This window comes from Bradyrhizobium sp. GCM10028915 (assembly GCF_042666195.1).
Lineage (GTDB): Bacteria > Pseudomonadota > Alphaproteobacteria > Rhizobiales > Xanthobacteraceae > Bradyrhizobium > Bradyrhizobium canariense_D.
Map to the genome: position 1 here is coordinate 285067 of NZ_JBHTFN010000021.1, position 20433 is coordinate 305499.

Genomic DNA, 20433 nt, shown 5'->3' on the forward strand with positions numbered 1-20433 from the left:
TCAGCCGCGCACCGGCCGCCGCGCCATGCGAGGCGAGGCGCGCAAGGCACGGCTGGGCTGAAGTGAGGTCAGGTTGCCGACGAATTGGCGCGCGCTGTTTTCCCAGGAGCGCTCCAGCGCGAAGTTGCGGCAGGTCTGGCGCGACATGGTGAGAGCGCGCAGGCACGCGGCACGCAGATCATGGTCGATCGCGCCGATCGGGTGATCTGCGATGACGTCCTTCGGTCCCGTCACCGGAAACGCCGCAACCGGCGTGCCGCAGGCGAGCGCTTCGAGCTGCACCACGCCGAACGTGTCGGTCAGGCTCGGAAACACGAACACGTCAGCGGCGGCAAGGTGCGCGGTGAGGTCAGCGCCCTTCTTCTCGCCGAGGAAGACCCCGTCGGGATATTTCTTTTCAAGGGCGGCCTTCTGCGGGCCGTCGCCGATGACGACTTTGGTGCCGGGCAGGTCGAGCGCGAGGAAGGCCTCGAGATTCTTCTCCACCGCCACGCGGCCCATCGTCATGAAGATCGGCCCGGGCAGATCGAGCTTGGCTGGAGAGTCCGGATGAAACAGCTCGGTGTTCACGCCGCGGGTCCAGAAGCCGAGCCGCTTGAAACCGCGCTCGGACAGCTCCTGCCGCAGCGAGGGCGTCGCGACCATCGTCATGGCGGCGGCATCGTGGAAGTGGCGCAGCACGGCGTAGCCGACGCTCGCGGGGATGCCGGTTCGCACCGAGACGTATTCGGGAAAGCGCGTGGTGTAGGAGGTGGTGAAGGCGAGCCGGTTGCGACGGCAATAAGCCCGCGCCGCCCAGCCGATCGGCCCTTCGGTCGCGATGTGCAGCGCCTCCGGCGCCGCCCTCTCGATCCGCCGCCCAATCTCCCTGCCGCTCGGCAGCGCAATGCGCAGCCCCGGATAGGTCGGCAACGGCCATGACCGAAAGCCGTCCGGCGTCAGGAAGTCGATCTCGACATCCAATGCCTTGGCCGCGCCAGCCAGCGAGGTCAGCGTCCGCACCACGCCGTTGACCTGCGGATGCCAGGCGTCAGTCGCGATTAATACCCGCATGGGGAAATCCCGAGATTTTTATGATTCTCGGCTTAGGACCATCAACCACGGATATTTCAGGCGTGTGACGTCATGGAAGTGTCGGCCGCTGTTTTGTTCGTTAACGGGTCCGCGCAGCCACGAAACCGTCATGAAACAATCCTTTCCGCCATGAAACCGTTTTCGGTTTTCCGCGCAAACGTCCCGAAACTTCTTGCCGTTAGTGATCTAGCCAACAGAGCACCGCAACGGTGCCGGGTGACCAAGAAACACCGCGCAAACAGGGGCGACCGATGATCAATCTGGAGACGTTGAAGACTTATTCGCGCGCCGTTGCGTTTGGCGCAGTGGCTGTCACCGCGATCGCGTTCGCCGGCCCGGCCAAGGCCGCGCCTGTGCAGCTCTTCCCCTTCTTCCAGCCGCTGCCGCCGATCGCAGCGCCGCAGCCGTACCAGCCTTATCAAGCGACGCCCTATCGGGCCGCGCCGTCCGAGGAGCAGGACGCGGTCGAAACGCCGGCCCGCTTCCGCCGCCAGACCGTCTCCTATGCGACGCGTGAGGCGCCGGGCACCATCATCATCGATACGCCCAACACCTATCTCTATCTCGTGCTCGGCAATGGCCAGGCGATGCGCTACGGCATCGGCGTCGGCCGCGACGGTTTCACCTGGTCCGGCACCCAGTCGGTGACCAAGAAGGCGGAGTGGCCGGATTGGACCCCGCCGCCGGAGATGATCGCCCGCCAACCCTATCTGCCGCGCCACATGGCCGGCGGTCCCGGCAATCCGCTCGGCGCCCGCGCCATGTATCTCGGCGGCACCATCTACCGCATCCACGGCACCAACGCACCCGACACCATCGGCAAGCACGTCTCCTCCGGCTGCATCCGCCTGACCAATGACGATGTCGCGGACCTGTACTCCCGCGTCAACGTCGGCACCAAGGTGATCGTGCTGCCGATGACGGAGCGCCGCGCAGAGCTCGGAGCCGCAACGCGGTAAGCGACAGGACATTGTGACGCAAACGGCCCCGGAACCCACCGGGGCCGTTTTCGTTGGCCCTCTGCATACCGATGCGCGCGCGTGCTGCGGCGCGATCCCCGATGGAGGCGCGAATGCAATCACGTCCGCAAACGCCGCAAGGCAAATGCCTGCGCGCGATCGCTGCCGCCGTGGCACTGCTGCTGACCGTGCCCACCTCGCGCGCACAGCAGCCGGGGAGCGACGATGCAGCCCAGCAAGCCTTCAACAATTCCTGCCGCACCTGCCACTCGGTGAAAGAGGGCGACAATCGTCTGGGCCCCAACCTCAACAAAATCGTCGGACGCAAGGCCGGCGCGCTGCCGAACTACAACTATTCTTCGTCGATGAAGGAAGCCGGCTTCGTCTGGGACCAGGACAAACTCACCCGCTTCATGCTCAAGCCGGACGAGGTCGTCTCCGGCAACAAGATGCAGCCCTATGGCGGCGTCTCGGCGGAGGAAGCGGGCAAGATCGTTGCCTATTTGCAGGCGGCTTCGCAGTAGGGCCACCGGCCCCGCCGATCTGCGATCAGCCTCAGCCACGCCGCCGAATGAAACGCGCTCATCAGCAGATACATCGGCACCATCCCGCCGAGCATCGCCCCATGTCCGGAGCCACACAGCATGTCCGCCGGGCCATCAAGCATGGCCGTCAGTACGGCCATGATCGCGAAGGTCGGCGTCGCCGCCAGCCCCAACCATCTGGCGAGGTGGCGCGCGGCCACCACACCGTTGCGGCTCGCGCCGGCCATTGCGCTGACGGGACTAGTCACGTCCTTCAGCCGCCTCCTCGCGAAAAGCCTTCTCGCCCGCGGTCGAGATCTCGACCCATCTCTTGTCGGGCGCCGCACCTTCGGTGTAGCTGTCGTGCCAGTTCCACCATTTGTAGGTCGGCGTCTGCGGATAGCCTTTCGGCGAATCCTCCCAGACCTCCTGCCGTCCCAGCGGCGTGATGTCGAGGTAATTCCAGGTGCCGCCCATCTGCTCGTCGCCCCGGCTCTTGACGAAATAGGTGCGGAAGATCCGGTCGCCGTCGCGGAAGAACACGTTGGTCCCGTGCCACTCGTCGACGCCGAAATCCGCATCGAAACTGTCGGTGACGGTGACCCATGGCATGGTCCAGCCCATCCGCTGCTTCAGCCTGCTGATATCGGCCTGCGGTGCGCGCGAGGCGAACACCAGCGTGGTGTCGCGGGCATTGAGGTGCGCGACATGCGCGACCTGGTCGGCCACCATGGAGCAGCCGCGGCAGGCATGATCCGGCCAGCCGAACACGCCCGGCTCGAAGAACGCACGGTAGACGATCAGCTGCCGCCGGTCCTGGAACAGGTCGTGCAGACTGACCTTGCCGCCGGGCCCCTCGAACGCATAGGTTTTGGTCACTTCCATCCACGGCATGCGCCGGCGCTCGGCCGCCAGGGCATCGCGGGCACGGGTATGCGCCTTTTCCTTCACGAGCAGTTGCTGACGGGCGGCCTCCCAGTCCTGCGGCGACACCACCGGCGGTGTTTGCATGGCGGCTTGTCCGTTATTTCCTGCGTTGTCAGCTGATGTCATCATGGCTCTCCAACTTTTCCCGGGCGGCCGTTCCGTATCTCGCTATGCAAGATGCGGAACCGCTCGCCCCTCGCCGCACATTGTCGGCCGTCAACGATCTCTCGCACCGGACGGTTGCGTGGTGGGAGTAACAAGTGTGGCGGGATTTGAATGGAGTCGCTGATCACGGCCGCGGCGCGCGCGCTCCAAGCCGGCGATCCGCTCGGCGCGCTGAACCGCGTTGCGCTGCGCAACGATGCACCTTCGCTGGCGCTGCGCGGCATCGCGATGGCGCAACTCGGCGATCTCGCCAAGGCGAAGACGTTGCTGCGCAGCGCCGCACGCGCCTTCGGCCCGAAAGAGGCGGTCGCGCGCGCCAGATGCGTGGTGGCGGAGGCCGAGATCGCACTCGTCTCGCGCGACCTGAATTGGCCGGCCAACACGCTCGTGGCCGCGCGGGCGACGCTCGCAAGCCACGGTGACCTCGCCAACGCGGCCCATGCGGGTCACATCGAGGCGCGCAGACTTCTCCTTCTCGGGCGCCTCGACGAGGCCGAGCGCACGCTGGCCGAGATCAAGACCACACCGCTGCCCCCGGCTGCGCAGGTCGCCCGCGAGCTCGTCATTGCCGGCATCGCCATCCGGCGGCTCCGAACGAAAGACGCGCGCGCGGCGCTCGGGCGCGCGGCGAGCGCAGCACGACAGGCCGGCATTCCCGCGCTTGCGGCGGAGGTCGAAGGCACGAGCCGCGTGCTCGACACGCCCGCAGCGCGCTTGATCACGCGCGGGCACGAACGGCCGCTACTGCTCGAGGAGGTCGAGGACCTCGTGACATCGGAGGCGCTCGTGGTGGACACGTTCCATCACGCGGTTCGCAGGCGAGGCATCCTCGTGCCGCTCGGAACGCGGCCGGTGCTGTTCGCGCTCGCGCGCATCCTGGCGCAGGCCTGGCCGGCCGATGTCTCGCGGGAAGCGTTGATCACGGGAGCGTTTCAGGCAAGGCACGTCGATGAATCGCATCGCGCCCGGCTGCGCGTCGAAATCGGGCGGCTCCGCACCAAGCTCAAGCCTCTGGCCGACGTCAGCGCGACCAGGCAAGGTTTTGCGCTGACGCCGCGCAACACGCGGCAGGTTCTCGTCCTCGCACGGCCCGTCGAGGAGAAGCACGCCAATGTGCTCGCCTTCCTCTCTGATGGCGAGCCCTGGTCGAGTTCGGCGCTCGCGCTGGCGCTGGGAACGAGCGCGCGCACCGTGCAACGGGCCCTCGAAGAGCTGGCGCGATCGAACAAGGTGCAGTCCTTCGGACACGGACGGGCGCGGCGCTGGATGACGCCGCCCGTGCCGGGTTTCCCGACAGGCTTGTTACTCCCCGGACCGCTCATGAAGACGTAAAGTGGGATTCACACCGCAGGGACCGAGCAGATGAAACGTTCAGCCGCCGAGATCGTCAGGGAATACGGGCCCTATGCAGGCGTCGAAGCCGTGCACGGCGTCACCTATGACGGCAGCCTTATGTGGTTCGCATCCGGCGACAGATTGAACGCGGTCGACCCGGCCGATGGCAACATCACCCGCTCCATCGATGTCGCCGCGCATGCGGGAACGGCGTTCGACGGCCGCCACCTGTTCCAGATCGCCGAGGACCGCATCCAGAAGATCGACGCTGTGACCGGCAAGGTGCTCGCCACCATCCCGGCACCCGGCGGCGGTGGCGATTCCGGACTGGCCTGGGCCGAGGGCTCGCTCTGGGTCGGACAGTATCGGGAGCGCAAGATCCATCAGGTCGATCCCCAGACGGGAAAAATTCTCCGCACCATCGAAAGCAAGCGCTTCGTCACCGGTGTGACCTGGGTCGACGGCGAGCTCTGGCACGGCACCTGGGAAGGCGAGGACAGCGACATCAGGCGGATCGACCCCGAGACGGGCAAGGTGCTGGAGCAGCTCGACCTGCCCGCCGGGACGATGGTGTCAGGATTGGAGTCCGATGGCGGCGACCGTTTCTTCTGCGGTGGCGGAGATCGCGGCAATGTGAGGGCGGTGCGCCGTCCGAGGCGCAGCTAGGGTGTGCCATGACGCATGCGCGGCAACGGTGCGTTCGCGGCCGTTAATATGTTTGCCCCAATTCCACCCCATCGGTGGGCTCTAGCGCCCTCCTTGCCTGCCCTGTAGACTTCTGCCCCGGGGCGGCCTGGGGGATTGATGCGACTGACGCTGAACTTAAAAACTGTCCTGATCGCCGTCGCGGTGCTCTCGGCGTCGTTTTTCATCAGCCTGAAGGCGATGGACTGGCTGTCGCCGCGGGCAACGAATTCCGCGCCGCCGGTCGCGCAATTGCCGCCGCTGCCGCCAGTCTCGAAGAGCTCGATCGTGGTGGCGCCGGTCGCCATCGCGCTGTCGGCGATCCGCGAGCAGGCCGAGAAGGCCGCTCCGCGCAATTTCGCCGGCAAGGCCGAGAACCCGATTTCGCAAATCCTGGAGAACGCCGACATCGGCTGGTCGGCGGTACGCGGACCGATGGCGACTGCCGGCGACAAGGACGTGCTGACGATCTCGACGCCGCTCACGGGCAAGCTGAACGTGACGGGCTCGCTGTCGTCGAAAGCCACCGGCGCGCTCGGCGAGGCGCTCGGCAGCGTGCTCGGCGGCAATGCCGCGAAACAGATCGGCGCGGTCAACATCAAGAATTTGAACGCCAGCGCCGAGATCAAGGGCAACGTCGTCGTTACCTCGCGGCCGAAGCTTGCCGCCAACTGGCATCTCGAGCCCAATCTCGGCGCCCAGGTCAATCTTGGCGATACAAACCTCAACATTTCGGGCGCCAAGGTCAACGTGCCTGCGCAGGTGAAGCCGCTGATCGACAAGACCGTTGGCGAACAGATCAACGCCGTTTCCGAACGCATGCGCAACGATCCGACCTTGCGGGACAACGCGAAGCTGCAATGGGCCAAGGCCTGCCGCTCGATCCCGCTGCAAGGCTCGGGGTCTTCCGCCGCGCTGCCGCCGCTTTGGCTCGAGATGAAGCCGACCCGCGCCATCGCGGCACAGCCGCGCGTCGACGCACAGAACGTGACGCTGCTGCTTGGCCTCGAGCTCGAGACGCGCGTGATCTCGACGCCGACCAAGCCCGACTGCCCGTTCCCCGACAAGATCTCGATCGTGCCGCCGACCGGCACCGGTGTGAACATTGGCGTGCCGATCGACGTGCCCTTCACCGAGATCAACAAGCTCATCGCGGCGCAGATGGTCGGCCACACCTATCCCGAGGACGGCTCCGGCCCGGTCGATGTCACCGTCAAGAGCGTCAACGTGATCCCGTCGGGCGAGCGCCTCCTGATCTCGCTGCTGGTGCGCGCCAAGGAGAAGAAGAGCTGGCTTGGTCTCGGCGCCGAAGCGACCGTGCACATCTGGGGCCGGCCGATGCTCGACCAGGCGCAGCAGACGCTGCGGCTCGCCGACATCCAGCTCGCCGTGGAATCCGAGGCGGCCTTCGGCCTGCTGGGTGCCGCGGCGCGCGCGGTGGTGCCGCAGATGCAGCAGGCGCTGGTGCAGAAAGCGACGGTCGATCTGAAGCCGATTGCCGCCAACGCACGCGAGAAGATCGCCGCCGCGATCGCCGACTATCAGAAGAACGAGGATGGCATCAAGGTCGAGGCGAAGATCGACAGCCTGAGCCTCGCCGACATCGCCTTCGACTCCAAGACGCTGCGCGTGATCGCGGAAGCCGGGGGCTCGCTGAATGTATCCGTGACGAAGCTGTCGGGGATGTAGCGCGCGCCTTTTCCCGACGGGTCCGTGCGCGCAGTCGCTTGCGCCGCTGGCAATCTGGTCGGACGATGCTAAGCTGTTCCTCGCACCCCGGGGACGGGGTGCTGACAGCACTGTGGCTGACAACGCGAGGATGACATGGAAGCCGGCATGGTTACGCCTGCGCCGGCGCTGGTGCGCTTTTCCGGCATTCAGAAGACCTATGATGGCGAGCACCTCGTGGTGAAAAACCTCGATCTCGACATCAGGAAGGGCGAGTTCGTCACCCTGCTTGGTCCGTCGGGCTCGGGCAAGACGACCACCCTGATGATGCTGGCGGGTTTCGAGGTTCCGACCCATGGCGAGATCTTCCTCGCGGACCGACCGATCAAGAACGTGCCGGCACACAAGCGCGACATCGGCATGGTGTTCCAGAACTATGCCCTGTTTCCGCACCTGACGATTGCGGAGAATATCGCCTTCCCGCTCTCCGTTCGCAACACGAACAAGGCCGAAGCGCAGGATCGTGTCAAAGCGGCATTGCGCATGATCAAGATGGAAACTCTGGCGCAGCGGCGGCCCGGGCAGCTGTCCGGCGGTCAACAGCAGCGCGTGGCACTGGCCCGCGCCCTTGTTTTCAATCCGCAACTCGTGCTGATGGACGAGCCGCTGGGCGCCCTGGACAAGCGCCTGCGGGAGCAGATGCAACTGGAGATCAAGCAACTGCACGAGACGATGGGCATCACCGTCGTCTACGTCACCCACGATCAAAGTGAAGCGCTCACCATGTCGGATCGCATCGCCGTATTCAACGACGGCATCGTGCAGCAGATCGACAGGCCCGCCGCGCTGTATGAGCATCCGGTGAACAGCTTCGTCGCCCATTTCATCGGCGAGAACAATGTGCTGGCCGGCACCGTCGAGACGGTCGAGAAAGAATATTGCCGAGTTGCGCTGGCTGGCGGCGGCGCCGTGACCGCACGAGCCGTCAACGTATCAGGCGCGGGCGCATCGACCTCGCTGTCGGTGCGGCCGGAGCGGATCGCCATTATCCCGGATGGCATCTCCAGCGACGAACCGAACCGACTGCCGGCCAAGGTGCAGAACACCATCTATCTCGGCGACCACGCGCTGGCCGTGCTCGACGTCGCCGACAACAAGGAGTTCATGGTCAAGCTTCAGCCGGGGACACATGACAGCCTGAGAGCTGGCAGCCTTACAGCTGGCAGCCTGAGACCTGGCGATGACGTGTTCATCACCTTCCGCCCGGAGGACTGCCTGGCCCTCGATCCCGTCTGATCCGACCATGCAGCATCGCTCCAAGGTGGGCGGACCTGCACCGACCAAGCTCAACGTCACGTGAAGAAGGAACAAAGACCATGCTGAAGCGCAAGATTATTCTGGGTTTCGCCGCGGCATTCACTGCCAGCGCGACGCTGGCCACGGTCGCGCAGGCGCGTGACCTCACCGTTGTGTCGTGGGGCGGCGCCTATCAGGATGCCCAGAAGAAGGTCTATTTCGAGCCGTTCAAGAAAGCGACCGGTGTTCCCTTGAATGACGAGTCCTGGGACGGCGGCGTCGGCGTGTTGCGCGCCAAGGTGCAGGGTGGTGCCGCCACCTGGGACGTCGTCCAGGTCGAGAGCGACGAGCTGGCGGTTGGCTGCGAGGAAGGCCTGTTCGAAAAGCTCGACTATTCGAAGATCGGCGGCGAGGCCGCCTATATCCCACCGTCGGTCAATCCTTGCGGCGTCGGCGCCATCCTCTACGATTTCGTTCTCGGCTACGACAAGGACAAGTTGAAGGAGGCCCCGAAGGGCTGGGCCGACTTCTTCGACACCAAGAAGATCCCGGGCAAGCGTGCCCTGCGTCAGGGGCCGAAGACCACGCTGGAGATCGCCCTCATGGCCGACGGCGTCGCGCCAAAGGACGTCTACAAGGTGCTGGCGACCGACGAGGGCGTCGAGCGCGCGTTCAAGAAGCTGGACACCATCAAGGGCGACATCGTCTGGTGGAAGGCCGGCGCTCAGCCGCCGCAATTGCTCGCCTCCGGCGAGGTGGCAATGACCTCGGTCTACAATGGCCGCATCGACACCGCGAACAAGAACGAGAAGAAGAATTTTGGCATGGTCTGGGACGGAGCGCTCTTCACCCTCGACACTTGGGTGATTCTGAAAGGCAGCCCGAACAAGGACGCGGCCTACAAGTTCCTGGACTTCGTCGGCAAGGCTGAGAACCAGTCGAAACTGTCGGAGAACATTGCTTATGGCACCTCGAACAAGGACGCAGCCGCCCTGCTCGCGCCTGCTGTTCTGAAGGACCTGCCGACGGCGCCTGACAACATCAAGAATGCGGTCGAGATCAATGTTGCCTTCTGGCTCGAGAACATCGACCGCCTGACCGAGCGCTTCAACAAATGGGCCGCGAAATAGCGTCCCCACAAAGCTCGACCCAAGGTTAGACCAATGACGGATGCGCTCTTGACCGGCGCCCATGGCCCGACCGAGGTGCCGCTCAAGCGCCGATTGCGGCGGGCGGAGCGAGCACGCCAGGTCAAAGCATTGGCGCTGGTTCTGCCGCTTCTCGTCTTCCTGCTCTTCACCTTCGCTGGGCCCATCGCCGGCATGCTGTGGCGTGCCGTCGATGACCGCGAGGTGCGTCTGGTTCTGCCTCAGACCATCGCGGCTCTCGCCAGTTGGGACGGCAGGAATCTGCCGGACGAAAAGGCCTACGCGGCGCTGGCGGGCGACATCATGGCGGCGCGCGATTCCGGCACCATTGCGATTGCGGCCAAGCGGCTCAACTACGCACTGAACGGCTTCCGCACGATCCTGACTAGCACCGCACGCAATCTGAAGACTGCGCCCGAGCCCGGCACGGCCAGGGAGACGCTGGGCAAGATCGCCCCGGCCTGGCGCGAACGCGCCACCTGGACCACGATCAAGGACGCCAGTGGTCCCATGACCGGCTTCTATCTTTTGTCGGCGCTCGATCTGACGCGGAACGTGGACGGCGCGATCGTCGCAGCCCCGCCGGATCAGGCCATCTACCGCGACGTTTTCGTCCGCACCTTCCTCATCAGCCTCAGTGTCACGGTGCTGTGCCTGATCCTTGGCTTTCCGGTCGCCTACTTGCTGGCCGCGCTGCCGCCCGGCCGGTCGAATTTGCTGATGATCTTCGTCCTGCTGCCGTTCTGGACGTCGCTGCTGGTCCGCACCTGCGCCTGGATCGTTCTGTTGCAGAGCAAAGGCGTCGTGAACGACAGCCTGCTCTGGCTTGGCATCATCGACGAGCCGTTGCGCCTGATCTACAACCGCTTTGGTGTCTGCGTGGCCATGACCCACGTTCTCCTGCCGTTCATGATCCTGCCGCTGTACAGCAGCATGAAGGCGATCTCGCCTGCTTACATGCGTGCCGCCGCCTCGCTCGGTGCACCACCCCTCACCGCCTTCCTGCGGATCTACCTGCCTCAGACGCTGCCGGGCATCGGCGCGGGAAGCCTGCTCGTCTTCATCCTGGCGCTCGGCTATTACATCACGCCGGCACTCGTCGGGGGCGCCGCCGACCAGATGATCAGCTACTTCATCGCGCTCTACACGACCGAGACGGCCAATTGGGGCCTTGCTTCGGCACTGGGTGCGGTGCTGCTGCTCGCCACTATTCTGCTCGCGCTCCTCTACGGAAAGCTGGTGCAGGGACAGCAGGTCACGGGAGGGATGAAGAATTGAGCGACAATTCCTCCATCCGCACGCCGAGCCAGCGCATTGCGTGGACCGCGACCATCGTGATCTCCACGCTGGTGTTCATCTTCCTGATTGCGCCGATCCTTGCGATCATGCCGCTGTCGTTCAGCTCGGGCTCGTACCTCACCTATCCGCTGCCGGGCCTCTCGCTGCGCTGGTACGACGACTTCATCAATTCGCCGCGCTGGATGAATTCGCTGAAGAACAGCATGATCATCGGTGTCGCCTCGACCCTGCTGTCGATGGTGCTCGGCACGCTGGCGGCGTTAGGGCTGGCGCAGTGGAAGAGCCGGTTCAAGCCGCTCGTGCTGGCCTTCGTGCTGTCGCCGGTCGTCGTGCCCGGGGTCATCACCGCGGTCGGTCTCTATTTCTTCTTCGCGCCGATCGGATTGACCGGCAGCTATCTCGGCTTGATCCTGGCCCACACCGCGCTGGCGACGCCCTTCGTCGTCATCACGGTCGGCGCGACGCTGCAGAGCTTCGACACCAATCTGGCCCGCGCTGCCGCCTCGCTCGGTGCCTCGCCGCTTGACGCCTTCCGCCGCGTGATCCTGCCGCTGATCCTGCCCGGCGTGGCATCGGGGGCCCTGTTCGCCTTCGCGACCAGCTTCGATGAGGTGGTGATCGTGCTGTTCATGGCAGGTCCCGAGCAGCGCACCCTGCCGCGCGAGATGTTCAGCGGCATCCGCGAGAACATCAGCCCGACCATCACGGCGGCAGCGGTGATCCTGACGACGGTCTCGGTCATCCTGCTCGCCACCCTGGAAGGCCTGCGCCGGCGCAACGAACGGCTCAAGGGCAGCAGCGCGTGAGCTTCTTCCTTCTCCCGGGGAGAGGGTGAAAACACTGCCGCGCCCTGCTTATTTCTCAACCCTCCTCGCGCATTCTCGGGCTTTGCTCCGGGGACCGATTGTCGTTAGAACGGTCCCCGCAACAAAACCCAAACAACAACGCTGAGGGAGAAACAAAATGCAAAAGCTCATCGCCGCGATCGCGGCCGGTCTCGCGCTCGCCGCCACGTCAGGCGCCGCCCAGGCGCAGATTTCCGACGACGTCGTCAAGATCGGCGTGCTCACGGACATGTCGAGCCTCTATGCGGACGCGACCGGCAAGGGCTCGCTCGCCGCCGTGGAGATGGCGGTCGCCGATTACGGCGCCAAAGTCGCGGGCAAGCCCGTGCAGGTGGTCTCCGCCGATCACCAGAACAAGCCCGACGTCGGCGTCAACATCGCCCGCAACTGGTACGACAACGACAAGGTCGACGCGATCTTCGACGTGCCGACCTCGTCGGTGGCGCTGCCGATCTCGGCGTTGACGCGCGAGAAGAACAAGATCCACATCAATTCCGGCGGCGGCTCATCCGATATCACGGGCGTCGCCTGCTCGCCCAACACGGTGCACTGGACCTACGACACCTATGCGCTGTCGAACGTCGCCGGCAAGGCGATGGTCAAGCGCGGCGAGGACACCTGGTTCTTCGTCACCGCCGACTACGCCTTCGGCATGGCGCTGCAGCGCGACGCCGCCAACGTCGTCAAGGAGAGCGGCGGCAAGGTGCTCGGCGAGGTCCGCCATCCGCTCAACTCGTCGGACTTCTCCTCCTTCCTGCTCCAGGCCCAGGCCTCCAAGGCCAAGGTGGTCGCACTGGCCAATGCCGGCGGCGACACCACCAATGCGCTGAAACAGGCGGCCGAGTTCGGCCTGACGGAGGGCGGCCAGAAGATGATCGCCTTGCTCATGGAGATCACCGACGTTCATTCGCTCGGCATCAAGTCGACGCAAGGCCTGATCATCACCGACGCGTTCTACTGGGACACCAACGAGGAGACGCGCGCCTTCTCCAAGCGCTTCAACGAGAAGGTCGGTCACATGCCGACCATGATCCAGGCGGGGCTCTATTCCGCGACCATGCATTACCTGAAGGCGATCGACGCCATCAAGACCGACGAGGCACCGAAGGTGATGGAGCAGATGCGCAAGACACCGGTCAACGACTTCTTCGCCAAGAACGGCAAGATCCGCATCGACGGCCGCATGGTCCACGACATGTATCTGTTCGAGGTCAAGAAGCCCGAGGACTCCAAGGGCGAGTGGGACCTCTACAAGCTGATCGCCACCGTGCCCGGCGACGAGGCCTTCCGTCCGCTCGACAAGGGCGGCTGCCCGCTGGTGACGCACTGAAGTTCTTCTCCCTCTTCCCGCTTGCGGGGAGAGGTTGGGAAGAGCACGACAGCGCGCCCGGCAAAAACCGGGCGCGCTTCGTTTAGCCGTTCAGAGCCGCGTTACTCCGAGTATTTGAACTCGGGCATGTTCTTCAACTCGTCCTTGCTCGCATTGAACACGGCGTGGTCCGGATACCATTTCGACGCGGACGTGGCCGTCGTCGTCGTCGCGGGCTTGTTGTCGGTGCCGGTCGCAGCACCCGTCGTGGTAGTCGCCGCGGGCCGGTTGGCTGCGCTGTTCGGGTTGTTCCCGGCAGCGCCGGTGTAGGCAACCGCCTCGTTGACGAATTTCAGCTTCTCAAAGGGCACCGCAACCAGATGCTCGCCCAGGCCGAGGAAGCCGCCGACGCCGATCACGGCGATCTTGATGTTACCGCTCTTGTCCATCAGCAGATCGTTGATCGAGCCGATGTTCTCATTGGCGTCGTTATAGACCTTGATGCCGTCCATCTTGGACGTACGCCACTGTCCCGACGCGGTCGTGGTGGTCGTCGTCGCCGCGGCAGCCGGCGCCTTGTCGGTGGTGGCGGTCGGATTTTGCGCGAACGCAACGGTTGCGAGCAGTGCGGTACCGGCAAGACCGGCCGCGATCGATTTCATCAACATATTGTCCTCTCCTTCAGCAGAAAACTTGTGCGGAGAAAACAGCTCGGATCAGTCCCAGTTCCGCGCGTGCTGCAATTTCGTCGCGTGCTGCGCGAGCATCTGGGCTGCGTTCAATTGTTCCTAAGTCACTCAGGAACATTTCGCAGCGCACGATTTCGTCGATAAATTCATGCGGCGCGCGCGATCGCGATCGCCCACGGCGGCGAACTGTCGCTGCACGACCCGGAGCCGCATGGGCCGATCGTGCGGATGCAATTGCCGGTACGGCAGCAGCCGCAGCTTGCGGCTTAAGCCATGATCCGGACCCGAAGGGCCGCGCCAGCGCAAAGTGTGCAGCGGTTTTCCGAAAAGATCATGCCCGAAGACTAAACCTCAGGCCGCAAGCGGCGGGTGCGCGACGGCTCCCTCATCAAAAATCGCAACCGCCTCGAAGCGATAATTGCAAGCACGGCATGTCCAAAGATAGGAGATGCGTCCGTCGCCCGCCTCGATCCAATCAGGTTGGGGGATCGGCGCGCCGCATTGCGCACAGGGATTTTGCCTGGGAATGTCGCCGATGTGTGCCTTCACCACGTTTGCTTTTGTCATGGCACCTCTCCCGATTTGCGCCGCTCTCTTACTCGCTTTCGGGCCCACACGCGAATAGACAGGCCCGCTGTCGCGAATGACGGCTTCGTCTGCATGACAAGCCCTACGCCGGCCTTGCGTCCGAATGACGGCTCTGCGCTGCAAAAACGTAATCGGAGGCGTTTCGCCACATCATCGCCGCGTTCGCGGGGCCTAACGCGAGCGGGCGCAGGTGAGCGGTGCCGAGGAACATTTGATGAAAATTTTACTTGTCGCCGCGCTGCTCGCGGCCGGACTGACGTTGCCACAGGCCGCATTCGCGGGCCAAGCGGAGTACGCCGAGATGGTCGCGGCCCATGCCCGCGCCAACGGCGTGCCGGAGGCGCTGGTGCATCGCGTCATCATGCGCGAAAGCCGCTATCAGCCCGGCCTGGTCGGCCATGGCGGCACCATCGGGCTGATGCAGATCAAGCTCGCGACCGCGCGCGGGGTCGGCTACACCGGCGACGCCGCCGGCCTGCGCGATCCCAATACCAATCTCACCTATGCTGTGAAATATCTCGCCGGCGCCTATCACGCCGCCAATGGCGATCACGCCCGCGCCGTGCGTTATTTCGCCGGCGGCTATTACTACGCCGCAAAGCGGCAACGGCAGGAGGCCGTGCAGGTCGCCAATACGAGCGAGGCCAATATGGGCTCCCCTTGGCTTGAGCCGAACGGCAATCCGCAGCCGATATTCGGCGCCGCGCCGCACCGCAAGCTCGCCCAGCGCGTCCGCAACGCCCGGGCACAGGCGCCCAGGTAAGCCCGGTTCCCGCCAAGCGCGTTGACCACCCAGTCCTGCTGGCATACATTAGAGCCGTTCCGAGGGGTGCTCCGAGGAGGAGCTGAGATACCGCTAAATGGGCAAATCCGCCCAGGACCGCGGTGACCCTTTGAACCTGATCCGGGTCATGCCGGCGAAGGGACAGGGATGTTGCAGACGACCAAGCGACCGGATTCCCCGGTATCCATCATCGGCGCAGGCATTGCGGGCGCCTGGCAGGCCTTGCTGTTCGCGCAGGCCGGCCACGCCGTCACCCTGCACGAGCGCGGTGACGCCGACATGACCGACGCCACCAGCCATTGGGCCGGCGGCATGCTCGCGCCCTATTGCGAGGCGGAGGTTTCCGAACCCATCATCAGCCGCCTCGGCCTGCGCTCGCTCGACATCTGGCGGCGCGAATTTCCCGACACGCCTTTCAACGGCTCGCTGGTCGTTGCCCACCCGCGCGAGCGCAACGACTTCGAGCGTTTTGCCCGGATGACCGAAGGCCATCGCCGGCTCGATGCCGCCGGCCTTGCCGAGCTCGAGCCGTCGCTCGAAGGCCGCTTCCGCGACGCGTTGTTCTTCCCGACCGAGGGTCATGTCGAGCCGCGCCGCGTGCTGCCGAAACTGCACGAGCGCATCCGCGCCGCCGGCGGCACCATCAAATTCGAAAGCGACGTCGCCGCGGCCGAACTCGCAAAACTTGATCCTAAAGGCATCGTGATCGACTGCCGCGGCCTTTCTGCGCGCGACGAGCAGCCCGGCTTGCGCGGCGTCAAGGGCGAGATGATCCTGATCGAAACCGCCGAGGTGCAGCTCGCGCGCCCGGTGCGGCTGATCCATCCGCGCTGGCCGCTCTATGTGATCCCGCGCGAGGACAATCTGTTCATGCTGGGCGCGACCTCGATCGAGGCCGAGGACACCGGCGTCAGCGTGCGTTCCGCGCTGGAGCTGTTGGGTGCGGCCTATGCCGTGCATCCCGCCTTCGGCGAGGCCCGCATCGTCGAATTCGGCTCCGGCCTGCGGCCCGCCTTTCCCGATAATTTGCCGCGCATCGGCATCCGTGACGGCACCATCAGCGTGAACGGCCTCTACCGCCACGGCTTCCTGATCGCCCCGGCGCTGGCCGAGCTGACGCTTGGCTTTGTCGAGCGCGGCCAGATCGACAATGAGGTGATGCAATGCGCGTGATCGTGAACGGCGAGCAGCGCGAGGTGAATTCGGCCAGCGTCGACGCGCTGCTCAGCGAGCTCGACTACGAGGGCACCCATTTCGCGATCGCGCTCAACTACGACGTCGTGCCGAAGAGCCGCTGGGCCGAGACGGCGCTGAAGCCCGGCGACGAGATCGAGATCATCACGCCGCGGCAGGGAGGGTGATGATGATGGCGCGCTCGCCGAACACTCAGCTGTCATCGCCCGGCTTGACCGGGCGATCCAGTACGCCGCGGCGTCTCGGTTCTAACCGCACCGCCTCTGGAATACTGGATCCCCGCCCCCCGTGCGCAATTTGCGCACTAGGCGGGGATGACAGTGTCATTTGGAGAGACACCCCATGGTGACCTTCTACGGCAAGACCTTCCCCTCCCGCCTCCTGATCGGCAGCGCGCTCTATCCCTCGCCTGCGACCATGCAGGCGGCGATCCGCGCCTCGGGCTCGAACATCGTCACGGTGTCGCTGCGGCGCGAATCCGCCGGCGGCAAGACTGGGGACGCGTTCTGGAATCTGATCCGCGAGCTCGACGTCACCGTGCTGCCGAACACCGCCGGCTGCCGCAGCGTGCGCGAGGCGGTGACGACGGCCAAGCTCGCGCGCGAACTATTCGGCACGAGCTGGATCAAGCTCGAAGTCATCGCCGACAACGACACGCTGCAGCCCGATGTCGTTGGACTGGTCGAAGCCGCCGCCATTTTGATCAAGGACGGCTTCGAAGTGTTCCCCTACTGCACCGAGGATCTCTCGGTCGCAAACCGCCTGGTCGATGCCGGCTGCAAGGTGGTGATGCCGTGGGCGGCGCCGATCGGCAGCGCGAAAGGCATCACCAACCGTGACGCGCTCAAGCTGATGCGCGAGCGGCTGCCTGATATCACCCTGGTGGTCGACGCCGGCATCGGTGCGCCCTCGCATGCGGCACAGGCGCTCGAGCTCGGCTACGACGCCGTGCTGCTCAACACCGCCATCGCAAAGGCCGCCGATCCCGTCGCCATGGCCAACGCCTTCCGCCTCGGGATCGAGGCCGGACGCACCGCTTTTGAGGCCGGGCTGATGAACGCCCGCGATTTCGCCTCCCCTTCCACCCCTGTCGTTGGGACACCGTTCTGGCATGCCGTATCCTGATCGCTTTTATCCCGTCGTCGACAGCCTCGCCTGGGTCGAGCGCCTGACCAAGCTCGGCGTCGGCACCATCCAGCTGCGCGCAAAGGACCTCGACGACTCCCAGTCGCTGCAGATGGTCACCGATGCGCTGGCGATCACCGCGGGCACGCAAGCCAAGCTCGTCGTCAACGACTATTGGCGCGCCGCGATCGTCGCCGGTGCAAAGTATCTGCATCTCGGCCAGGAGGATCTTGCCGACGCAGACCTCGCTGCCATCCGCGAGGCCGGCCTGTCGCTCGGCGTCTCCACCCACGACGATGCCGAGCTGGACACCGCGCTCGCAGCCGAGCCCGATTATGTCGCGCTGGGCCCGATCTTCTTCACCACGTTGAAGTCGATGCGCTTCGAGCCGCAGGGCATTCCGAAGATCACGGAATGGAAGAAGCGCGTCGGCAATATCCCGCTGGTCGCGATCGGCGGCATCAAGTTCGAGCACGCCGCGGAGATCTTTGCCGCGGGCGCGGATTCCATCGCCGTCGTTTCCGACGTCACGCAAAATGCCGACCCGGATGCGCGGGTGCGGCAATGGCTCGGCCTGTCCGCGGAGGCGGCGTGATGCGCCTCACTCTCTCACCCCGCACGCCACTGTCATCGCCCGGCTTGACCGGGCGATCCAGTACGCCGCGGCTTCTCGGCTTCAGCCGCACCGTCTCGGAGTACTGGATCCCCGCTCCCGTGCGCAATTGCGCACTAGGCGGGGATGACAGCGGTATTTGCCTCTCGCACAGCGACATCAACGAATTAAACCGGAGGATCCCATGAACATCCGCTCCAACCCCGACAAGACCGTCCCCGCCGTCACCACCGGCCCGCTGCCCTCGTCGCGAAAAATCTTCGCCTCGCCCGACGCCGCGCCTGACCTGCGCGTGCCGCTGCGCGAGATCATCCTCTCTGAAGGCGCCGGCGAGCCGAACCTGCCCGTCTATGACACCTCCGGTCCCTACACCGACCCGAGCGTGACCATCGATGTCAACGCCGGCCTCGCGCGCGGCCGCAAGGCCTGGGTGCTGGAGCGCGGCGGCGTCGAGGAATATCAGGGCCGGCAGATCAAGCCGGAGGACAATGGCAGCGTCTCCACCGACAAGGCCGCGCGTGCCTTCTCGGCCTATCACCAGCCGCTGCGCGGCCTCGACGGCCACAAAATCACCCAGCTCGAATTCGCCCGCGCCGGCATCATCACCAAGGAGATGATCTACGTCGCCGCGCGTGAAAATCTCGGCCGCAAGGAGCAGCTCGAGCGCGCCGAGGCAGCGCTTGCCGACGGCGAAAGCTTTGGCGCCCAAGTCCCCGCCTTCATCACCCCGGAGTTCGTGCGCAGCGAGATCGCACGGGGACGCGCCATCATTCCCTGCAACATCAACCATGCCGAGCTCGAGCCGATGATCATCGGCCGCAACTTCCTGACCAAGATCAACGCCAATATCGGCAACTCGGCGGTGACGTCATCCGTCGAGGAAGAGGTCGAGAAGATGGTGTGGGCGATCCGCTGGGGCGCCGACACCGTGATGGACCTCTCGACAGGGCGCAACATCCACACCACCCGCGAATGGATTTTGCGCAACGCGCCGGTGCCGATCGGAACCGTTCCGATCTATCAGGCGCTGGAGAAGTGCGACGGTGATCCGGTCAAGCTGACCTGGGAGCTCTACAAGGACACGCTGATCGAGCAGTGCGAACAGGGCGTCGACTATTTCACCATCCACGCCGGCGTGCGCCTGCAATACATCCACCTCACCGCCAACCGCGTCACCGGCATCGTGTCGCGCGGCGGCTCGATCATGGCGAAGTGGTGCCTGGCGCATCACAAGGAAAGCTTCCTCTACACCCATTTCGACGAGATCTGCGACCTCATGCGCAAGTATGACGTCTCGTTCTCGCTCGGCGACGGCCTGCGTCCGGGCTCGATCGCGGATGCCAACGACCGCGCGCAGTTCGCGGAGCTGGAGACGCTCGGCGAACTCACCAAGATCGCGTGGGACAAGGGCTGCCAGGTCATGATCGAAGGCCCCGGCCACGTGCCGATGCACAAGATCAAGATCAACATGGACAAGCAGCTCAAGGAATGCGGCGAAGCGCCGTTCTACACCCTCGGGCCCCTGACCACCGACATCGCGCCGGGCTATGACCACATCACCTCAGGGATTGGCGCCGCCATGATCGGCTGGTTCGGCTGCGCCATGCTCTGCTACGTCACGCCGAAGGAGCATCTCGGCCTGCCCGATCGCAACGACGTCAAGGTCGGCGTCATCACCTACAAAATCGCCGCCCACGCCTCCGATCTCGCCAAGGGTCACCCGGCAGCCCAACTGCGCGACGACGCGCTCTCCCGCGCCCGTTTCGACTTCCGCTGGAGCGACCAGTTCAACCTCGGCCTCGACCCCGAGACCGCCAAGAACTTCCACGACGAGACCCTGCCGAAGGAAGCCCACAAGGTCGCGCATTTCTGCTCGATGTGCGGCCCGAAGTTCTGCTCGATGAAGATCACACAGGACGTCCGCGACTACGCGGCGACGCTGAACGATCCGAACGGCGTGGGCATGTCGATGAGCGGCACGGCCGAGGACGGCATGGCCAAGATGAGCGCGAAGTTCAAGGAGATGGGCGAGAACTTGTATCTGGATGCGGAGAAGGTGAAGGAGAGCAATCGGGTGTTGTGAGCGGGCCCGTGCGAACTTTGGGGGCGACGATCGTCGCCCCCAAAGTTGGAAACGCAATGCGAACGGCCCATGCGGTCTGAAATACTACCAGGACTACCACCGTACGGACCTCCGGCCATCTCTT

General features: G+C 64.9%; 21 protein-coding genes and 1 riboswitch. Of the genes, 16 read left to right on the forward strand and 5 right to left on the reverse strand.

Features of this window, described 5'->3' with window-relative positions; genetic code table 11:
• Positions 1 to 1053 (reverse strand): glycosyltransferase family 4 protein, encoded by a 1053-nt coding sequence (locus ACFQX9_RS13170; RefSeq protein WP_377788837.1) that lies wholly within the window; start codon positions 1051 to 1053, stop codon positions 1 to 3.
• 272 nt (positions 1054 to 1325) lie between these two features.
• On the opposite strand from ACFQX9_RS13170, the gene ACFQX9_RS13175 reads away from it, so the two are divergent.
• On the forward strand, positions 1326 to 2033 hold the full coding sequence (locus tag ACFQX9_RS13175; RefSeq protein ID WP_085385382.1) for a L,D-transpeptidase: 708 nt from the start codon (positions 1326 to 1328) through the stop codon (positions 2031 to 2033).
• Positions 2034 to 2146: 113 nt separating this feature from the next.
• The gene (locus ACFQX9_RS13180) at positions 2147 to 2557 is read left to right on the forward strand and encodes a cytochrome c family protein (protein ID WP_039799008.1); all 411 of its coding nucleotides are present in this window, start codon (positions 2147 to 2149) and stop codon (positions 2555 to 2557) included.
• Here ACFQX9_RS13180 and ACFQX9_RS13185 read toward each other — a convergent pair.
• Together ACFQX9_RS13185 and ACFQX9_RS13190 are read right to left on the reverse strand one after the other, a co-directional pair.
• The gene (locus ACFQX9_RS13185) at positions 2533 to 2826 is read right to left on the reverse strand and encodes a hypothetical protein (RefSeq protein ID WP_039798961.1); all 294 of its coding nucleotides are present in this window, start codon (positions 2824 to 2826) and stop codon (positions 2533 to 2535) included. The two genes, ACFQX9_RS13180 and ACFQX9_RS13185, sit on opposite strands and share 25 nt — an antisense overlap.
• Complete coding sequence (locus ACFQX9_RS13190) at positions 2819 to 3613, reverse strand: DUF899 domain-containing protein (RefSeq protein WP_368507231.1); 795 nt, start codon at positions 3611 to 3613, stop codon at positions 2819 to 2821. The genes ACFQX9_RS13185 and ACFQX9_RS13190 overlap by 8 nt, the downstream gene beginning before the upstream one ends.
• A gap of 147 nt (positions 3614 to 3760) precedes the next feature.
• On the opposite strand from ACFQX9_RS13190, the gene ACFQX9_RS13195 reads away from it, so the two are divergent.
• The 8 genes from ACFQX9_RS13195 to ACFQX9_RS13230 all read left to right on the forward strand — a co-directional run bounded on the left by ACFQX9_RS13195 (position 3761) and on the right by ACFQX9_RS13230 (position 13254).
• Positions 3761 to 4981, forward strand: a complete 1221-nt coding sequence (locus ACFQX9_RS13195; protein ID WP_247475532.1) for a helix-turn-helix domain-containing protein — start codon at positions 3761 to 3763, stop codon at positions 4979 to 4981.
• A gap of 30 nt (positions 4982 to 5011) precedes the next feature.
• The gene (locus tag ACFQX9_RS13200; RefSeq protein ID WP_085361435.1) at positions 5012 to 5650 is read left to right on the forward strand and encodes a PQQ-binding-like beta-propeller repeat protein; all 639 of its coding nucleotides are present in this window, start codon (positions 5012 to 5014) and stop codon (positions 5648 to 5650) included.
• A gap of 138 nt (positions 5651 to 5788) precedes the next feature.
• Positions 5789 to 7357 carry a DUF4403 family protein gene (locus ACFQX9_RS13205; protein ID WP_085361436.1) on the forward strand — a complete coding sequence of 523 codons (1569 nt, stop codon included), beginning with the start codon at positions 5789 to 5791 and terminating at the stop codon, positions 7355 to 7357.
• Positions 7358 to 7492: 135 nt separating this feature from the next.
• Positions 7493 to 8632, forward strand: coding sequence for an ABC transporter ATP-binding protein (locus ACFQX9_RS13210; protein ID WP_085361437.1), 1140 nt, complete (start codon positions 7493 to 7495; stop codon positions 8630 to 8632).
• A gap of 80 nt (positions 8633 to 8712) precedes the next feature.
• Positions 8713 to 9762, forward strand: coding sequence for an ABC transporter substrate-binding protein (locus tag ACFQX9_RS13215; protein WP_085361438.1), 1050 nt, complete (start codon positions 8713 to 8715; stop codon positions 9760 to 9762).
• A 33-nt stretch (positions 9763 to 9795) separates the two neighbouring features.
• Positions 9796 to 11058 (forward strand): ABC transporter permease, encoded by a 1263-nt coding sequence (locus ACFQX9_RS13220; protein WP_377788842.1) that lies wholly within the window; start codon positions 9796 to 9798, stop codon positions 11056 to 11058.
• On the forward strand, positions 11055 to 11885 hold the full coding sequence (locus ACFQX9_RS13225; protein WP_018454162.1) for an ABC transporter permease: 831 nt from the start codon (positions 11055 to 11057) through the stop codon (positions 11883 to 11885). Before ACFQX9_RS13220 ends, ACFQX9_RS13225 begins: the two co-directional genes overlap by 4 nt.
• 157 nt (positions 11886 to 12042) lie before the next feature.
• Complete coding sequence (locus ACFQX9_RS13230) at positions 12043 to 13254, forward strand: ABC transporter substrate-binding protein (protein WP_018454161.1); 1212 nt, start codon at positions 12043 to 12045, stop codon at positions 13252 to 13254.
• A 101-nt stretch (positions 13255 to 13355) separates the two neighbouring features.
• Here the strand turns inward: ACFQX9_RS13230 and ACFQX9_RS13235 are convergent, their stop codons facing one another.
• Together ACFQX9_RS13235 and ACFQX9_RS13240 are read right to left on the reverse strand one after the other, a co-directional pair.
• Positions 13356 to 13901, reverse strand: coding sequence for a PRC-barrel domain-containing protein (locus ACFQX9_RS13235; protein WP_018454160.1), 546 nt, complete (start codon positions 13899 to 13901; stop codon positions 13356 to 13358).
• Positions 13902 to 14273: 372 nt separating this feature from the next.
• Positions 14274 to 14489, reverse strand: a complete 216-nt coding sequence (locus tag ACFQX9_RS13240; protein WP_018454159.1) for a hypothetical protein — start codon at positions 14487 to 14489, stop codon at positions 14274 to 14276.
• 235 nt (positions 14490 to 14724) lie between these two features.
• On the opposite strand from ACFQX9_RS13240, the gene ACFQX9_RS13245 reads away from it, so the two are divergent.
• The 6 genes from ACFQX9_RS13245 to thiC all read left to right on the forward strand — a co-directional run bounded on the left by ACFQX9_RS13245 (position 14725) and on the right by thiC (position 20309).
• On the forward strand, positions 14725 to 15273 hold the full coding sequence (locus ACFQX9_RS13245; protein ID WP_377788845.1) for a transglycosylase SLT domain-containing protein: 549 nt from the start codon (positions 14725 to 14727) through the stop codon (positions 15271 to 15273).
• Positions 15274 to 15325: 52 nt separating this feature from the next.
• A riboswitch (TPP riboswitch) is annotated at positions 15326 to 15454 on the forward strand.
• A complete protein-coding gene (locus ACFQX9_RS13250; RefSeq protein WP_085385374.1) occupies positions 15442 to 16467 on the forward strand; it encodes an FAD-dependent oxidoreductase in 1026 nt (341 codons plus the stop codon). It overlaps the preceding riboswitch by 13 nt.
• Positions 16458 to 16655 (forward strand): sulfur carrier protein ThiS, encoded by a 198-nt coding sequence (gene thiS / locus ACFQX9_RS13255; RefSeq protein WP_085349129.1) that lies wholly within the window; start codon positions 16458 to 16460, stop codon positions 16653 to 16655. Before ACFQX9_RS13250 ends, thiS begins: the two co-directional genes overlap by 10 nt.
• A 175-nt stretch (positions 16656 to 16830) precedes the next feature.
• Positions 16831 to 17613: a thiazole synthase gene (locus ACFQX9_RS13260; RefSeq protein WP_377788846.1), complete on the forward strand. Its 783-nt coding sequence runs from the start codon at positions 16831 to 16833 to the stop codon at positions 17611 to 17613.
• A complete protein-coding gene (locus ACFQX9_RS13265) occupies positions 17600 to 18208 on the forward strand; it encodes a thiamine phosphate synthase (RefSeq protein WP_377788848.1) in 609 nt (202 codons plus the stop codon). The genes ACFQX9_RS13260 and ACFQX9_RS13265 overlap by 14 nt, the downstream gene beginning before the upstream one ends.
• A gap of 202 nt (positions 18209 to 18410) precedes the next feature.
• Positions 18411 to 20309 (forward strand): phosphomethylpyrimidine synthase ThiC, encoded by a 1899-nt coding sequence (thiC, locus tag ACFQX9_RS13270; RefSeq protein WP_085385371.1) that lies wholly within the window; start codon positions 18411 to 18413, stop codon positions 20307 to 20309.
• Positions 20310 to 20433 lie beyond the last annotated feature (124 nt).

Bases quoted from the DNA above. Each gene is read 5' to 3' on its own strand.
- ACFQX9_RS13195 (WP_247475532.1), top strand. From the start codon at position 3,761: ATGGAGTCGCTGATCACGGCCGCGGCGCGCGCGCTCCAAGCCGGCGAT.
- ACFQX9_RS13240 (WP_018454159.1), bottom strand. From the start codon at position 14,489: ATGACAAAAGCAAACGTGGTGAAGGCACACATCGGCGACATTCCCAGG.
- ACFQX9_RS13180 (WP_039799008.1), top strand. From the start codon at position 2,147: ATGCAATCACGTCCGCAAACGCCGCAAGGCAAATGCCTGCGCGCGATC.
- ACFQX9_RS13190 (WP_368507231.1), bottom strand. From the start codon at position 3,613: ATGATGACATCAGCTGACAACGCAGGAAATAACGGACAAGCCGCCATG.
- ACFQX9_RS13210 (WP_085361437.1), top strand. From the start codon at position 7,493: ATGGAAGCCGGCATGGTTACGCCTGCGCCGGCGCTGGTGCGCTTTTCC.
- ACFQX9_RS13205 (WP_085361436.1), top strand. From the start codon at position 5,789: ATGCGACTGACGCTGAACTTAAAAACTGTCCTGATCGCCGTCGCGGTG.
- ACFQX9_RS13245 (WP_377788845.1), top strand. From the start codon at position 14,725: ATGAAAATTTTACTTGTCGCCGCGCTGCTCGCGGCCGGACTGACGTTG.
- ACFQX9_RS13175 (WP_085385382.1), top strand. From the start codon at position 1,326: ATGATCAATCTGGAGACGTTGAAGACTTATTCGCGCGCCGTTGCGTTT.
- ACFQX9_RS13220 (WP_377788842.1), top strand. From the start codon at position 9,796: ATGACGGATGCGCTCTTGACCGGCGCCCATGGCCCGACCGAGGTGCCG.
- ACFQX9_RS13235 (WP_018454160.1), bottom strand. From the start codon at position 13,901: ATGTTGATGAAATCGATCGCGGCCGGTCTTGCCGGTACCGCACTGCTC.
- ACFQX9_RS13265 (WP_377788848.1), top strand. From the start codon at position 17,600: ATGCCGTATCCTGATCGCTTTTATCCCGTCGTCGACAGCCTCGCCTGG.
- thiS (WP_085349129.1), top strand. From the start codon at position 16,458: ATGCGCGTGATCGTGAACGGCGAGCAGCGCGAGGTGAATTCGGCCAGC.
- ACFQX9_RS13200 (WP_085361435.1), top strand. From the start codon at position 5,012: ATGAAACGTTCAGCCGCCGAGATCGTCAGGGAATACGGGCCCTATGCA.
- ACFQX9_RS13215 (WP_085361438.1), top strand. From the start codon at position 8,713: ATGCTGAAGCGCAAGATTATTCTGGGTTTCGCCGCGGCATTCACTGCC.
- ACFQX9_RS13250 (WP_085385374.1), top strand. From the start codon at position 15,442: ATGTTGCAGACGACCAAGCGACCGGATTCCCCGGTATCCATCATCGGC.
- ACFQX9_RS13260 (WP_377788846.1), top strand. From the start codon at position 16,831: ATGGTGACCTTCTACGGCAAGACCTTCCCCTCCCGCCTCCTGATCGGC.
- ACFQX9_RS13170 (WP_377788837.1), bottom strand. From the start codon at position 1,053: ATGCGGGTATTAATCGCGACTGACGCCTGGCATCCGCAGGTCAACGGC.
- ACFQX9_RS13230 (WP_018454161.1), top strand. From the start codon at position 12,043: ATGCAAAAGCTCATCGCCGCGATCGCGGCCGGTCTCGCGCTCGCCGCC.
- thiC (WP_085385371.1), top strand. From the start codon at position 18,411: ATGAACATCCGCTCCAACCCCGACAAGACCGTCCCCGCCGTCACCACC.